11 protein-coding genes are annotated in these 14,461 nt (G+C 55.7%); 3 read left to right on the top strand and 8 right to left on the bottom strand.

All coding sequences use genetic code 11. The features are described from left to right. Positions 1 to 123 precede the first annotated feature (123 nt). Together FHR98_RS08205 and FHR98_RS08200 are read left to right on the top strand one after the other, a co-directional pair. Positions 124 to 681 carry a hypothetical protein gene (locus tag FHR98_RS08205; protein WP_183416205.1) on the top strand — a complete coding sequence of 186 codons (558 nt, stop codon included), beginning with the start codon at positions 124 to 126 and terminating at the stop codon, positions 679 to 681. A gap of 170 nt (positions 682 to 851) precedes the next feature. Continuing rightward, positions 852 to 2,126, top strand: coding sequence for an aspartate aminotransferase family protein (locus FHR98_RS08200; RefSeq protein ID WP_183416204.1), 1,275 nt, complete (start codon positions 852 to 854; stop codon positions 2,124 to 2,126). 51 nt (positions 2,127 to 2,177) lie between these two features. Here FHR98_RS08200 and FHR98_RS08195 read toward each other — a convergent pair whose 3' ends face one another. Genes FHR98_RS08195 through FHR98_RS08185 form a run of 3 tightly spaced genes read right to left on the bottom strand, consistent with a single transcriptional unit; the run spans position 2,178 to position 7,170 of the window. Next, positions 2,178 to 4,481 carry a PAS domain S-box protein gene (locus tag FHR98_RS08195; protein ID WP_183416203.1) on the bottom strand — a complete coding sequence of 768 codons (2,304 nt, stop codon included), beginning with the start codon at positions 4,479 to 4,481 and terminating at the stop codon, positions 2,178 to 2,180. A gap of 26 nt (positions 4,482 to 4,507) precedes the next feature. Then, the gene (locus tag FHR98_RS08190; protein ID WP_183416202.1) at positions 4,508 to 4,945 is read right to left on the bottom strand and encodes a response regulator; all 438 of its coding nucleotides are present in this window, start codon (positions 4,943 to 4,945) and stop codon (positions 4,508 to 4,510) included. Then, entirely contained in the window at positions 4,942 to 7,170 is a 2,229-nt protein-coding gene (locus FHR98_RS08185; protein WP_183416201.1) for a sensor histidine kinase, read from the bottom strand. The genes FHR98_RS08190 and FHR98_RS08185 overlap by 4 nt, the downstream gene beginning before the upstream one ends. Positions 7,171 to 7,481: 311 nt before the next feature. Here FHR98_RS08185 and FHR98_RS08180 point away from each other — a divergent pair, with 311 nt between their 5' ends. Beyond that, on the top strand, positions 7,482 to 8,690 hold the full coding sequence (locus tag FHR98_RS08180; RefSeq protein WP_183416200.1) for a pyridoxal phosphate-dependent aminotransferase: 1,209 nt from the start codon (positions 7,482 to 7,484) through the stop codon (positions 8,688 to 8,690). Between the two features lie 31 nt (positions 8,691 to 8,721). Here FHR98_RS08180 and FHR98_RS08175 read toward each other — a convergent pair whose 3' ends face one another. The 5 genes from FHR98_RS08175 to FHR98_RS08155 are packed head-to-tail and all read right to left on the bottom strand — an operon-like array spanning position 8,722 to position 14,434. Beyond that, positions 8,722 to 9,648, bottom strand: a complete 927-nt coding sequence (locus FHR98_RS08175) for a dihydrodipicolinate synthase family protein (RefSeq protein ID WP_183416199.1) — start codon at positions 9,646 to 9,648, stop codon at positions 8,722 to 8,724. Between the two features lie 27 nt (positions 9,649 to 9,675). Continuing rightward, positions 9,676 to 10,986, bottom strand: coding sequence for a glutamine amidotransferase-related protein (locus FHR98_RS16790; RefSeq protein WP_183416198.1), 1,311 nt, complete (start codon positions 10,984 to 10,986; stop codon positions 9,676 to 9,678). A 12-nt stretch (positions 10,987 to 10,998) separates the two neighbouring features. Continuing rightward, positions 10,999 to 12,165, bottom strand: coding sequence for a M24 family metallopeptidase (locus FHR98_RS08165; protein WP_183416197.1), 1,167 nt, complete (start codon positions 12,163 to 12,165; stop codon positions 10,999 to 11,001). Continuing rightward, positions 12,162 to 13,262, bottom strand: a complete 1,101-nt coding sequence (locus FHR98_RS08160) for a mandelate racemase/muconate lactonizing enzyme family protein (protein WP_183416196.1) — start codon at positions 13,260 to 13,262, stop codon at positions 12,162 to 12,164. The genes FHR98_RS08165 and FHR98_RS08160 overlap by 4 nt, the downstream gene beginning before the upstream one ends. Beyond that, positions 13,262 to 14,434: a M20 family metallopeptidase gene (locus FHR98_RS08155; RefSeq protein ID WP_221205803.1), complete on the bottom strand. Its 1,173-nt coding sequence runs from the start codon at positions 14,432 to 14,434 to the stop codon at positions 13,262 to 13,264. The genes FHR98_RS08160 and FHR98_RS08155 overlap by 1 nt, the downstream gene beginning before the upstream one ends. Between the last annotated feature and the right edge of the window lie 27 nt (positions 14,435 to 14,461).

Genomic DNA, 14,461 nt, shown 5'->3' with positions numbered 1-14,461 from the left:
TACCGGCCTGCACTTAATATGTATCTAGTATGATACTAAATACATTTATGGCTGTCGAGATCGAACTTGCGGAACATGGCCTGAGGTTTATGATTGAGAAATACCATAAAGGTTAAAAACTGCATGTACGAAACTGACAGCTACAACCTATCAATTGATAAAATTACTGTTGATGAGTCTGCCCCGGACAAGGCGGAAGGACGCCTGGTTACCGTTTCTTACAGTGGCCGCCGGATGCCTTCGGAGGTTTCGGTTGTTCTCAAAAGTAACGAGATGCCGGATATCCTCGATTGCTGTCAGTCGATTTCAAATGAAATCTTCCGCAGTGAGTTTGGCTTCAATTCATCCGTCAGCCTTAAGTTTGAGCTTAAGGACGATAAAGGAATTTCCATCTGGCATACCTCGCCTAGCACCTATCTTCGATGTCCACTCAACCTCACCATGAACTGGTCTTGCGACCATCTCAAAAAGTACATCAAGTCATATGCTACATTGGGTATGATCGAGGTTCCCGACGAGTACCTCCTGGAGGGCAATCGACTCCGCACACCCGACGTGGTTGCCCTCGTGATGGATGCAATGGCCAGTGGTATTGAGTTCATGGGAAGCATGTTCTACATGCGCGACCAAATGGACCATGACCGGCAGGTCATCGAAAAGGCCGCTGCGGCTAAATCTTAATTTTAATCCGAGCCTCACAGTTTCCCCGGTGGATTGTTGGGGTTTGATGGAATCAGCTACGCTGTTGACCATTAACGCGACCAGCGAGGCTGCCCTTGTTTTCCGATTTGCATTAATGATAATACTTTAAGACATTATGCCAGACACAAAGCCGAACCACAGAGGCGCCGTTGACCAATTCAAAATCTGCATTCGATTATGGCAAAACCTACCGGGAGCGGGCACTAAAGACGTTAGGCTACGGCGCCTCTTCGACGCCGCGCGGTAACCAGAAGCCCGCGCCAATTGTGACAAAGCAAGGTAGAAACGCCCATATCACAGATCAAACCGGCGTGCGTTTCATTGACTACGCTCTTGGCTATGGGCCTTTGATTCTTGGGCATAGCCCCGCTTGTGTCATGGACGCATTGACCCATGAATTGTCGCTCGGCCTACGTACCGCCTCCATCCATGAAGGTGAAGCAGAGTTGGCGGAGTTGCTCTGCGACACTCTGCCCTGCGCGGAGATTTCCGCCTTCGTCAACAGTGGGTCGGAGGCAAATCACCTGGCTCTCCGGATTGCGCGGGCTGTCACGGGCAGGAATCAGGTCATCAAGTTCCGCGGCAACTATCACGGTTGGTTGGACAGCCTCTCCTTTGGCAACGATGTTTCCAGCGACGGTCCGGCAACGCTGGGCCAGGATACATCGGCCGCGCAATCTTTGACCTTACTTGATTGGGGCGATGCCAAAGGTCTAGCTGAAGCAATCACAACGGAACATGCCGCCGTAATCCTGGAACCCGCGGCGATCAACGGCGGGTGCATTGCCCCACCTGCAGGGTTCCTGGAAGAAGTGCGCGCCATTACCAAAAGCCACGGCGTTATACTGATATTCGATGAAGTGATCACCGGATTTCGCCTGTCTCTGGGCGGCGCCCAGCAAACCTATGGCGTAACGCCGGACATCGCCGTGATTGGCAAAGCGATGGGTGCCGGCGTACCCATCTCGGCGGTCACAGGCTCGGCTGCCGCCATGGAGCCTCTTGCTACAGGGCGTTTGCTTCATCGTGGCACATTCAACGGGAATCCTTTGTGTGTCGCAGCGGCCATTGCCTGTATCAAATATCTCCGCAACAACAAGGATTGGCTTTACGACCAAATCGACAGCATGGCCGAAGATCTCCGTAGTCACTTAAGCCTAGCCGCTGCCGAGCAAGGAATTGTGTTGAGCGCTTCTCGCGTCGGGTCGGCATTGCAAGTGTTCGTCAACACGCCTCAGGTACAATCCCTTGCAGATACGGCGCTGGTGGACCGGAAGGCAACAGCGGCTTTTGCAGAAGAGCTACTCATCCGCAACGTTCAGATCATACCGCGCGGTTTGATGTATCTTTCGGCTGCTCATAACGACGCCGACATCGAGGAAACCAAAGCTGCTATGACGGCCGCGATTTCTGCAATCAAGTAAAGATACCCGGCCCTTAGGCGGCACGCCTTGCAACGAGCGCATGGTGGCGCATTACGTCGCGTCCAAGATTTGCCGAACCCGCAACGCCAGTTCCTGTTTCCGATATGGTTTGGTTAGTAACTGAACCGAGTTCTCCAAACCAATTTGATCGCGAAACGCAGCCTCTGCAAAGCCCGTCACTAAAATAATCTTGATATCGGGCTGCAGCCGACTGGCTTCGTTGGCCAGATCAAACCCGGTCAAACCGCCGGGCATGATCACATCGGTGAATAGGAGGTCAACGCGCGTGTTGGCTTCGATGATTTCCAGCGCCGACTTTGCATCCACCGCTTCGATTACCTGATACCCCAGTTCCGTCAGTTGCATGACGGCCGCCTTACGGACGCTGGGGTTGTCATCGACTACCAGGATTGACTCGCTCCCCGTCGCGGATCCAACCGGCGCGGCGAGGCTTTCCGTATCACCATCACTCTCATCAATGGCGCGCGGTAAATACAAGCTGACCGTCGTGCCGTGCCCCAGCTCGCTGTACACATTCAGATGCCCGGCCGACTGCTTGGCAAAGCCATGGACCATGCTCAAGCCCAAGCCCGTTCCCTTCCCTGGTTCCTTGGTTGTAAAAAACGGCTCTATGATGCGGGCCAAATCGTCGGCGGGTATACCGCACCCGGTATCAGAGATGGAAATCTTTACATAGTTCCCAGCACGTATTTCTGCGTGAAGTGCTGCATAGGCTTCATCGAGGAACGCATTCGACGCTTCGACGGTCAATGTCCCGCCACCAGGCATCGCATCTCTACCATTGATCGCGAGATTCAGGATGGCCGTTTCCAACTGACTTCTATCCGCAACGCAGGGCCACAAATTCTCTGGAACCCGAATGCGCACATCTACCAGTTCACCCAGCGTCCGCTGGAGCATGGTGGCGGATGACTCCAGCAAAGTTCTGACGTCTATGGTGACGGAATTCAACGTTTGACTGCGTGAAAAGGCCAACATCTGCTTTGTCAGGTCGGCACCGTGAAGAGCGCCTTGTAAAGCTTCGGTCGCCAGTTCCAGGGCAGCAGGCGAATGAAGCCGTTCGATCAAGGAATCGAGATTGGCAATGACGATGCTGAGCAAGTTATTGAAATCATGTGCTATACCACCGGTCAGTTGGCCGACGGCCTCCATCTTCTGGGCCTGTTGAAGTTGCCTCTGAATTGCCCTGGTTTCCGTGACATCCTCTTGAATGCTGATGAAGTTGGTAATTTCCCCGGTGGAATCTTTAACCGGAGAGACCGTCGCGGAAACCAGGATGGAACGACCATCCGCGCATTTGTTCTCAAGTTCACCATGCCAGTCCATACCCGCAAGGATCGTTTTCCATAACTGGTTATAGGTTGCCTCCTTGGTCTTTCCCGACTTCCAGATGGAGGGCTTCTTGCCGACGACCTCTTCCTCCGTGAAGTTCATTTTCCTGAGCAAGCTGGGATTGGCATACTCTATGACGCCGTCCCGGTCTGTGATCATGATCAAACTTGCACTGTGATGAACCGCGGACGAAAGCTTTCGCAGCGTCGCCTCGGCACGCTTACGTTCGCTGATGTCGCGCAGTACCAGCATTAGTCCTGTTTGCCCGTTCTCCACCAACCTGGCGATCGAGACCTCCGCTGGAAAAGTATCGCCGTCCTTGCGTCGGCCCGAAATCTCGGCGCGCCCGCCCGCACCGTCGCCCGTCACGAAAATGGCCTCGAAATCAACGGCTCTGTGCAACGGGTCCTCATGCGACCACTCGGTTGGCAAGAGGTGCTCCAGGGTCATGCCGACAACCTCTTCGGCAACGAACCCGAACATGGCCTCGGCCGCACGGTTAAAAATCGTGATTTGCAAGGTGTCATCGGTCGCGACAATCGCATCGGGCGCGAGGTCCAGCAGGCTGTGAAAACGCCCTTCTGCTGCGCGTCGTTCCTTTTCCGAACGTTCCCAGTCCTTGCGAACCTCGGTCTCTCGCAGTTCCCGTTCGATCGCCGGGACGAGACGGCTTAGGTTGTCTTTCACCACATAGTCTTGAGCCCCCGCCCGCATGGCGGCCACTGCCGTTTCTTCGCCGATCGTACCTGACACGAAGATGAAGGGCGTGTTCACTCCCCGGTTCCGGGCAATCTGGAGCGCCTCGGTCCCACGGAATCCGGGCATGGTATAGTCACAGAGAATCACGTCCCAATGGTTCTCGTTTAGCGCTTCATTAAAGGTGCTGGCTTGGGCTACTTGACGATGCTCGGTTTCATAACCGCCACGCGATAGTTCACGCAGAATCAACGCCGCATCTGCGGTAGAGTCTTCCACGATCAAAATTTTTATGGGTCTAGGCATGGCTCCAGCTCCTGCGTCTTTTCCCATCACCTGGGCGGCGATTCGTTAAGCAGCAGCCAATAGAGCCCTAGCTGCTTTGCCGCTTCGATAAACTCGTCAAAATTTACTGGCTTGCGAACATAGCTGTTCGCTCCGAGGCGATAGCCTTCAATCACGTCCTGGTCTTCCTTTGAGGAGGTCAGGATGACCACAGGTAAATAGCGAGTCCTCTTGTCCTCGCGAATCCGCTTCAGAACATCCAGGCCACTTATTTTGGGTAGCTTGAGATCGAGCAGTACGACTTGTGGCTGGTCAGCCACATCGCGTCCCTCGTAAGAACCAGCGCCGAAGAGATAATCAAGCGCCTCGGCGCCGTCGTGCGCGACGACGATGCTATTCCGAATTTTGTTCTTATCAAAAGCGCGCAGCGTCAGTGCCTCATCGTCCGGGTTGTCCTCAACCAGCAAAATGACCGGTATCGTCATGACGCTTTCTCCTGCTGTAGCGTGAAATAAAAGGCTGCCCCTTTGCCGGTCTCGGATTCGGCCCAAACGTCACCGCCGTGCTTGCGGATGATGCGCTGAACGGTAGCCAGTCCGATTCCGGTCCCTGGGAATTCCCTGGCATCGTGGAGTCGCTGAAATGCTCTGAACAATTGGTCGGCGTAGGCCATATCGAAGCCAACGCCATTATCCCGAACAAAGAATGCGGATTTCCCGTTGGTAATGCGTTGCCCGAATTCAATCCGCGCGGACGGTCTGTCACCAGTGAACTTCCAGGCGTTACCGATGAGGTTCTCCAGCGCAATTCCCAAAAGTCGGGCGTCCCCGCGCGCGATCAGATCGGGCGCAATCGTGACATTCACATCAGGCCTGGCGCCACTTTCAAGAAGCCCATCCACAACGCCCTGCGCCACCAGACTGAGGTTGACGGTACCAATCTGCAGTTCCGATCTGGTTACCCGCGAAAGCTTGAGCAAGTCATCAATCAGATAGCCCATCCTTTGAGCCGCCTGCCTGACTCGCTCAAGATGACTCTTGCCATTCTCGGTCAGGACATCGGCACAGTCTTCCAGCAAGGCTTGACTAAAACCGTCAATCGCACGCAACGGCGCGCGGAGATCGTGCGACACCGAATAGCTGAAAGCCTCCATCTCCTTGTTCAAGGCCAGCAACTCATTATTGTCGCGTTCTAATCTGTTATTCAGGTTGTTGATCTCGCGCGCGGCTTCATGCATCTCGGTGACGTCACGAATGGAGGAGATGACAAGCTTCCCCTCATCTGTTTCAACCGGGCTGAGGCTGATCGCTACAGGAAACTCACCACCGTCCGAACGGAGCCCAAAAAGTTCAAGGCCAAGCCCCATCGGACGGGCTTTTGCACCCGATAGATAACCGCGTCTGTGACCGACGTGCTGCTCTCTGAAACGATCAGGTAAAAGCATCTCTACCGGTTGACCGACGAGACTTTCGCGCTGATAACCGAACAGCATTTCCGATTGTGCGTTCACCAGCACAATCTTTCCCTCGGTGTCGGTGATAACCACCGAGTCCGGCGCGGATTCCAAAAGGCTGCGAAAGCGTTTTTCACTGTCACGCCAGTGTTGCTCCGCTTCCTTGCGACGCTGTGCATGCCTGGCAACCAAGGCCGCCACCAAGATCAGCAAAATCGCCAGCGCAAAAAATGCGAGCACAAAGTACTCAAGCAATTCCAGCCGCCGGTTCGCCAACCCGTCCGATGACACCTGCGTCACGACGAACCAATTTTGCTCTGTGGTCGTGAAGGTTGGATTTGAGTCCGGCTTCGCCGGTGGCAGGTTGCTGGCAAGAGATACTATCTTCGAGTAGGTAAAGAGATTACCTCCGTCCATAAGTTGTCCAGAGACATCAGAGCCTTTGATCCGCGCCCAAGCTGTTGGATGACTGTTCGCAAACGAGCGGCCGCGTGTGTCCGGGTACATGAATGTCCATTCATCCGCCGGCGTTGGGCCGATAAGCCAATAGCCCTCTTGGTTGAGCAGCCAGAGGTGGCCCGATGTTTGATCTGTTAACGCCTTGATACGGCTGATCAAACGCTTCCCCAAGTAATTCAAGATGACCATACCCTTGCGGTTGCCGTCGGCATCATGAGCAAGCGCGCCAAAGCGAATCATTGGCTTGATTGGCTGTTCTATTGCGCCTTCTTCCAGGTTCAGATCAAAGGGAGAGATGTAAACTTCGTTCGGCGAGAGTTTCAAAGTTTCATGGACATAGTATCGGTCAACTTTGTCTTGCAGCCGGCTCCTTGGAGTAACTTCCGGATTACCAGCATTCCAATTCACGCGCACCTGCTCCCGACCGCTAAGGTCAATCAGGCGAATTTGGTCATAAACGCGCTTTTCCATCGAGAAGAGCCGGTACTCATTCGCTAAATCGATAAGCGAAGTTGAGTCTCCACGCTCAAACCAGCGTTTCAGAAACTGCTGCTGCGTTAGATAGCGAATATCCAGGAGAACCGAGTCCAACTCCGTGACGATTCTTTGCCGCGCGATTTCAGCGGCTTTCTCCTCATTCGCACGAGTTACCGCAAGTGCGGCACCCCATTGCACATGGAACAGCAGGAACATGACCCCGGCAACCGCAGACGCAAGCAATAAAAAAATCACTGCGGCACGCCGAAAAATGCCACCTGAGTAAACAGTGGACGCTTTGCCCTGCAAAAATCCGATCATTAACCTACTCGCGTAACTGCGCAGCGCTACTAAAAGTTTTTTCTCAACCCAAAATTTTGATCTCTCCCAGGTTGTAGAATTGTACATTTAAGTCGCAAAACTTAATACGATTTTTTAATATTTATATAAAATTCAATATATTAAATTGAATTCGAGCAGTTAATTCTAGGTTGTGATTATATTCACGGATTTCTAACAACTGCTCCAATTCACCCTCAGAGTTTCTATTTCAGAGTTCTTCGATACTCACAAAACGATTATTGCGTTTTATGTTTCTTTTTATACAATAGATGAAAATGGAGGAAGAGCACATGAATTCCAGGAGCCTTTTGGCGCCTCGCATGGGACAGCTTCGCGAGTCCCCGACAGCCGTCGTAGCAGATTTGGTTCGGGCAATGACCGCCAAGGGCGAACACGTCATTAACTTTGGCGAAGGTGAACTCGATTTTGAAACGCCGGAGTTCATCAAGCAGGCTGGCATCTCAGCTATCGAGGGCGGTATCACGCGTTACACGGCCGTCGGTGGCACCATAGAGGTCAAGAAAGCCGTGCAGACGAAGTTCCAGCGCGACAACGGCCTCGACTTTTCGCTCGACCAATTGATCGTCGGCACTGGCGGAAAGCAGCTTATTTTCAACGCGATCCTCGCAACTGTAAGTGCCGGAGACGAGGTTATCATTCCCGCCCCTTACTGGGTGTCCTACCCCGATATTGTTCGTCTGGCAGGCGGAACTCCTGTCATTGTTCCCGGGGAAGACAGGAATGGCTTTAAGATCTCGCCCGCCGCGCTAAGCAAAGCGATTACACCCGCGACCAAATGGCTTGTACTGAATTCTCCAAACAACCCGACCGGCGCCTTATATTCCGCCCAGGAACTTGATGCGCTCTTGGAGGTGATTGCGGACAACCCCGGTATTCTGGTGATGTCGGACGATATTTACGAACACATCGTCTATGAAGGCGCGTTCGCAACTCCTGCAGCCGTTCGCCCTGACCTTGCCGACCGGATTTTGACCGTCAACGGCGTTTCCAAGGCTTATTCCATGACAGGATGGCGTATCGGCTTTGCTGGGGGCCCTTCCTGGCTCATTTCCGCCATGCAGGTTCTTCAGTCCCAGAGCACAACCAACGCGGCGGCAATGTGCCAAGAAGCGACGCGCGCGGCGTTGGTCGGCCCACAGGACTTTATGGCGGAAAGACTGGAGCGATTAAGAACACGTCGCGATCTGGTGGTTGCGGCATTGAACCAGACCCAAGGTTTGCGGTGTGATACCCCGCCCGGCGCCTTTTATGTCTACGTGAACTGTCAGGCCTTGCTGGGGCGGAAGACAGCGGATGGCGCGATCCTCGAGAGCGATACGGATGTCGCTAAATACTTGGCGGACGACGCTAAGGTCGGCGTCGTGCCGGGGACAGCCTTCGGTTTATCGCCCTATCTTCGTATCGCCTACGGCCTCGATGACCGGGATCTGGTTGAAGGATGCCGCCGAATCCGTGCGGCCTGCGGGCGGCTTAACTAGCCACCCACAGGCATTACGGCACATCTATAAATTAAGCCGCCAGCTTTAGGAGTCGCTCGTCGGTATTGGCGGCCACCTGCCTAAGTGTTTCCGCGAGGCTTTCGTGTTGCGCGCGGCTCAAACTACGGAGAGGAGCACGTACCACGCCGCCGTCCCAGCCGCGCAAAGCCATCATCGCTTTTGTTGTCTGCGGCTGACCGTATGCGCGGCAAGCTTCACGCACAGGGTACCAGAGCTGATTGAGACTTGTCGCCCGGCCGACATCACCCTCTAGCACGGCTTTGTAGGTGCCATGGATGATTTCCGGCAACGCACAGCTGTTGGTCGAACTCAAGCCGTCAAAACCGGTCATGATCGGTCCCAACATTGCAAGATCCGAAGCCGCCAACATCTTTAGTTTCCCCTTCAAGCGCCCTACGAGGCGATCGACTACCGTGGGAGATAGGTCGCCTTGCTTCAATGCGATCATGCCCTCTATATCCGACAGTTCTTCAATTAGCGGCGCTGATAACGTAATGCCGATTCCCGGAGCGTTGTAGATCATGATTCCAGTACGAGAGACCTTCGCGATTTCCTTGAAATAGCTCACGATCTGCGCGTCGGTAATTTCCGATACATAAGGCGCTGTTACCATCGGCAGGCCGCCAAGATCGGCTGCCAGTTGCGTCAACTCCACCGCCGCACGCGGGTCGGCCGCAGCCGAGCAGAGGAGCAGCGGCACGCGATCGCCGACCACCTCGACCGCAGCCCGGAACAGCGTGGCCCGCTCTTCGGTCGACATAGCGGGAAACTCACCATAGGTCCCGCCAATCAGAATACCGTCGAACCCCAACCCGATAACCCGCTCCAGGTTTGCCTCAAGCGCAGCCTTCTTAAGTGTGCCGTCTTCGCTGAACGGCGTTACACATATATTATAGAGGCCTTGTGTACGTTCACGTGCTTCGTCCATAGATTTCATTGGGTGTCTCCCATCGATTATAGGCAGTTAGGAAAGAGAATTCGCAGCGGCGGCGGCCAAGAATGCGATGAATGCTGGATGTGGCCGTGCCGCGCTACTGCTCAACTCAGGATGCCCTTGTATTCCGAGATAGAAAGCATGCCCCGGAAGCTCGATCACATCAGCGATACGATCCTCCTCGGACCTGCCGGAGATAATCAGGCCCGCTTCTGAAAGCGGTTGCCAGAGATCGAGTGCCAGGCTGTGGCGGTGATGCATGCGTTCGCGCCCCAGACTCGACTGGTAGATCGATCGCGCTTGCGTTCCCGGTAAAACGGTGAAGGTCTTCGCGCCCAAACGATGCCGGATCGACCCGTTTGGGCCGGGGTTTTGGACAAAGGTCAAGGGACGCGCCGAGGGCTCTATTTCCTGCAGGTGTGCACCAGCGTTCCCTAATCTCTCTCTGACAAAGGCGGTCACCATCGTCTGCATGCCGAAGCAGGAGCCAAGAGTTGGCGTATTGCCCCGCAGAGCTGCCGCTGCAATTCGAATTTGGCCGTCAACCTGACTGTTGTCGCATCCACCCGGTAGAAGCACGGCATCGGTCGCATGGACGGCTTCCTCCGCTTCCGCGGCCTCGAGATTGCGCGGCGAGACAATCTCCACATGCGGTTTCATCTTGAGCAGGTCGCCGGCATCGCCAATGGCCGCCAGCAATGCCGGATACTGCCTTCGCAATCTCTGCTCTTCGCCCACGATCAGGACAGATGGGCGTGCCCGCCGATTCTCAGGCGCGACATCCCCGGCCTGGTAAATCTTCGAGAAAACGTTTGTCGGCAGTTCCAGTGGAGACAGATCGAGAAACGACAATCGGGGGCGGCAATAATCATCGAATGTCCAACGTCCAATAACGTCAACCGACAGCTGTAGGCCGCTTCGTTGCAGGTACGCCGTCAGGCCCCGCCCTTGGCTTTCCACGCGGACGTGCAAGACGTGATGTTTCTGCTGCAATCCATGCATCAGGCGATCAACTGAAAGGCCTGGCGCGACGACGTTGTTGCAGGCGATGATCCCCCCACCCGGCCCGCTCACTCCCGTTTCCGAGAACTCCAACGCCGGATCGGCGGATAGATCGCTTAAGCGCTCGGGCCAGAGCCATTGGTTTCCCATCAACGTCCCACACGCAGAGACGTGCTGATAGGCATTCGGGTCTTGGTCCGTCTGTGGGCCGACAATCCTCGAAAAAGCGGCCCCCCCAGAAAAAATGCCCTGGAGGACTGCGTGAAGCTCAGCGGCCACCACGCAGTCGTCCGACGGATCGCCCGTATGATGCTCGACTAGGATCAGCGGAACATTCACAACGGTTGGTCCTTAGTAAATTGCCAAGTCGCGAGCTGTCTTACCCAACACGCGATTGCCGTTCTCAGTGACAACCACGGTCTCGCTGACGCCAACGGTGAAATCGCCATAGATGCGTAATGCAGGCGGGATATGGAAAACCATGCCGGGGACAAGTTCCCTCTTGATACCATCGTAGAGGCTGGCGACCTGCCATTCGCCCCAATCGGGCGCAAAAGAAATGCCGACGCTGTATCCACTCCGTTTCCGGTAGTTCTCGGTGTAACCCGCTTTGTCGATTACCGCCTGAACGGCTTGATGCACTTGTTCGCAGGTGTTGCCGGGCTTGAGAGTGGCGAGCGCCGCGTCTAGTCCTTCCAGACAGGCATCCATCATACGACGCGCCACATCGTTGGGTTGGCCCATCCAGGCGGAGCGCATCAGAACCGCGTGATAGCGATCATGACAAGCCGCCATCTCAAGGAACACCGGCTCCCCGCCTTGGATTTTGCGACGCTTCCAAGTGCCATGCGGAACACCCGTACGACGGCCGCTGGAAACCAAAGGTTCCATTCCGACATACTCAGACCCGGCGCGGATCGCACTCTCCATCATGGCCGCGACTAGATCGTTCTCGCTAGCCCCTTCACGGATTGCCGCTAGCCCCGCCGCCATCCCGGCATCAACATAGCTTGCGGCTCTGGAAATCTTCTCTACTTCGCTCGGTGACTTGACTGCGCGCAGACTCTCGACAATCCCCGCGCCATCGGCGAGTACGCCAAGCTTTTCCTGAAGTTTCTCAAACGCCGTGATCGGCAGGAACCATCCGCGCTTATCGATCGCAACACGCTGATTTGCTCCACCGGTCTTAGCGACCACTCCCACCAGAAGGTCCAACGGATCTATTCCATCGTCATAAACCTCCAGATTCTCCAGGTAAGTGTTGGCGATGCAGTTTTGTGATTCCAGCCGCCGCACGACAAATCGCGGCTCGCCTTCCACAGGGAGCACCAATGCTTGAAAGGTGTAATACCCGGGCGTCTGCTGCCCGGTCAGGTAGAAGATGTTCTCCGGCCCGGTGACGATCATCACATCAATATTCTTGGCCGAAAGACTGCGGCGTGCTGCTTCGACACGGCTGGCCAGCTCTTCTTTTGAAAAAGCCGCTTCCTGGCCCTGTTTGACGAAAGATGCGTTCATATCTTGCGCTCCCAAATCGGCGTTAAATTTAAAGTGTTGAATGTCATACCTAGACCCGGGCTCTTCGGCAGCGAGACCATACCGGAGCCATAGGAAAGGCCGTGTGCAGGATCGTCGAGGATGCCGTCGGCGCCATAGAGTTCGTTACCCTCCGCCCCGAGGGCCATCGCACAATGAGCGGCAGCGGCTGTGGCAAGCGATCCCTCGTTCATCTGGCCAACCATGCATCTGACCCCCGCCTTGACGAGCGCATCGGCCGCTTCCATCAAGGGCGCAACGCCGCCAAATTTGACCAACTTCAAATGCCCGGCGAGGCTCCCGCCGATCTCGATAAGGCGTCGGACAGCGGATGGTTCCGCCAATGATTCGTCGAGCATGACCGGCATCGGCGCTTCCCTGGATAGGAGCCGTAATGTTTCCCAGTCCTCGGCTGCAACCGGCTGCTCAATGTAATCAAGCGAAAACGCATCAAGTGCCGCGACGTTGCGTCTGGCTGACTCTCCTGTCCAACGGCCGTTTGCATCGGCAGCCAGCTTTATCTCATGGCCGAAGCGGTCACGGAGCAGCTTCAAGCGCGCAAAGTCCTGCTCGAAAGTCTCTACCGCCACCCGCAGCTTCAAACTGCAGAAGCCACGCGCCACATAAGCTTCGGCCTGGTTCAGAAGCGACTGGTTATCACCCCAGAATAAGGTTTGATTGGTACTGGCGGCACCTTTCCAGGCACCACCAAGCCATTCGCAGAGTGTGAGGCCGCTTTCACGCGCCAGGGCGTCGTGCAGCGTCTGGTCCAAGAGCGCCTTGACTGGCCCCGGGAATTCCCTGCTCGCAACGACCTCCTCGGCCAGGGCCTCGACCGATTGGCTCCAATCGATCCGATTGACCCAATCAACAAGTTCCCTGTTGATACGGTCCCCAGTGATCCCGGTTAGATAGGCGATATTCGTGCGCACGCCGCCAACGCCGAGCGTACGCCCTTCCTGCTCAATCAGCAGATAGGTCTCATCGAGCTGCGAAACCGGGCCGGAGGTGGCCGTGTGTAACTTGACCTCCGGCCCGTAATGCAACCGGCCCGTCAGGAGGCGTATGTGCCGTGTCATCAGTTGCCTGCGCCGCTCTCGTGCAACATGCGGCGTGCAACGTCGCAGTAAATGCGGCTCGCATCGACGAACTCTTGAATCGGAACAAACTCATTGGGCTTGTGCGCTACGGCAAGCGAACCTGGACCGATCACGGTACCCTGGGCACCGATCGACCGGAAATGCACGAGGTCGCAACCGCCCTGGAATCCATGCAGCTCCTTGTCGGCAACACCGTGAGCATGGCCAGCTTCGAGCGATGCCTTGACGATGGGATGCTCCGGTGCGGTCTCCGTAGGGCCGCCGGTCGTCGGTTTGTAACCAACGATTTCCGCTTGAATACCGAATTCACTACGCGCTGTTTCCAGAAGAGACATGATTTCCTTCTTGGCAACTTCCTCGTCTTCGCCGGGGACCATCCTCCGGTCGACAAGGAACTCACACGCATCGGGTACGATATTGTCGGCGTGCCCGCCGCCGACCCGGGTCACGGTCAAGCTGGCGCCCCCTACAAGATGGTGGCAACGCTTAGCAACCTCCGCATGGTGGTCTTCCAACAAGCCCAATAGGCGGGCCGCCTTGAAGATCGCATTGACACCCAGATTGGGGGTTCCCGAGTGCGCGGTTTCACCGATCACTCGAATGATGGGGCGTAGGCTCCCTTTATGTGCCGTAACGGTCGTATTGGAGGTCGGCTCGCCCACGACGACCAGATCGACCTTTGGCGCATCCTGGGCGACGTAATGCTTGGCTCCCTTACTCTCGGTTTCCTCATCCGCAACGAACGCGCCAATCAAGGTTCCGCGCCAAGCTTGCGGCTCGGCAATCAACATGCGAAGCGCTTCGATCATCGCAACGATGGGACCTTTGGCGTCACAAGAGCCGCGACCGTAAAGGTTGCCTTCCTTCTCCGTCAGGGTGAAGGGGTCTTGCGCCCATCCCGACCCCGCCGGCACCACGTCTATATGAGAGTTGAACGCGAAGCTGGGCCCGTCGCCGTTACGGAAGGTGGCGATGACGTTGGCTCGCCCCGGAAGGAATTGATCCAGACGGACATCAAATCCGGCATTCCTGAGTTCTTCGGCCAGGTATTGCGCCGCTTCCACCTCACGCCCCGGCGGGTTTTCAGTGTTGAAAGAAACAAGCTTCTCCAGGACGGCCTTCATACGACTGGGATCTGGTGCGATCGGCATTTTACGTGACCTCTAGGTTGATCGCGC

Source organism: Limibacillus halophilus (genome assembly GCF_014191775.1).
GTDB lineage: Bacteria > Pseudomonadota > Alphaproteobacteria > Kiloniellales > CECT-8803 > Limibacillus > Limibacillus halophilus.
This window is presented reverse-complemented; position numbering and strand designations above follow the sequence as displayed.

Coding starts and splice junctions, on each gene's coding strand:
- FHR98_RS08155 (WP_221205803.1), bottom strand. CDS start 14,434: ATGCCGATCGCACCAGATCCCAGTCGTATGAAGGCCGTCCTGGAGAAG.
- FHR98_RS08175 (WP_183416199.1), bottom strand. CDS start 9,648: ATGAAATCTATGGACGAAGCACGTGAACGTACACAAGGCCTCTATAAT.
- FHR98_RS08180 (WP_183416200.1), top strand. CDS start 7,482: ATGAATTCCAGGAGCCTTTTGGCGCCTCGCATGGGACAGCTTCGCGAG.
- FHR98_RS08165 (WP_183416197.1), bottom strand. CDS start 12,165: ATGAACGCATCTTTCGTCAAACAGGGCCAGGAAGCGGCTTTTTCAAAA.
- FHR98_RS08160 (WP_183416196.1), bottom strand. CDS start 13,262: ATGACACGGCACATACGCCTCCTGACGGGCCGGTTGCATTACGGGCCG.
- FHR98_RS08185 (WP_183416201.1), bottom strand. CDS start 7,170: ATGATCGGATTTTTGCAGGGCAAAGCGTCCACTGTTTACTCAGGTGGC.
- FHR98_RS08190 (WP_183416202.1), bottom strand. CDS start 4,945: ATGACGATACCGGTCATTTTGCTGGTTGAGGACAACCCGGACGATGAG.
- FHR98_RS08195 (WP_183416203.1), bottom strand. CDS start 4,481: ATGCCTAGACCCATAAAAATTTTGATCGTGGAAGACTCTACCGCAGAT.
- FHR98_RS08205 (WP_183416205.1), top strand. CDS start 124: ATGTACGAAACTGACAGCTACAACCTATCAATTGATAAAATTACTGTT.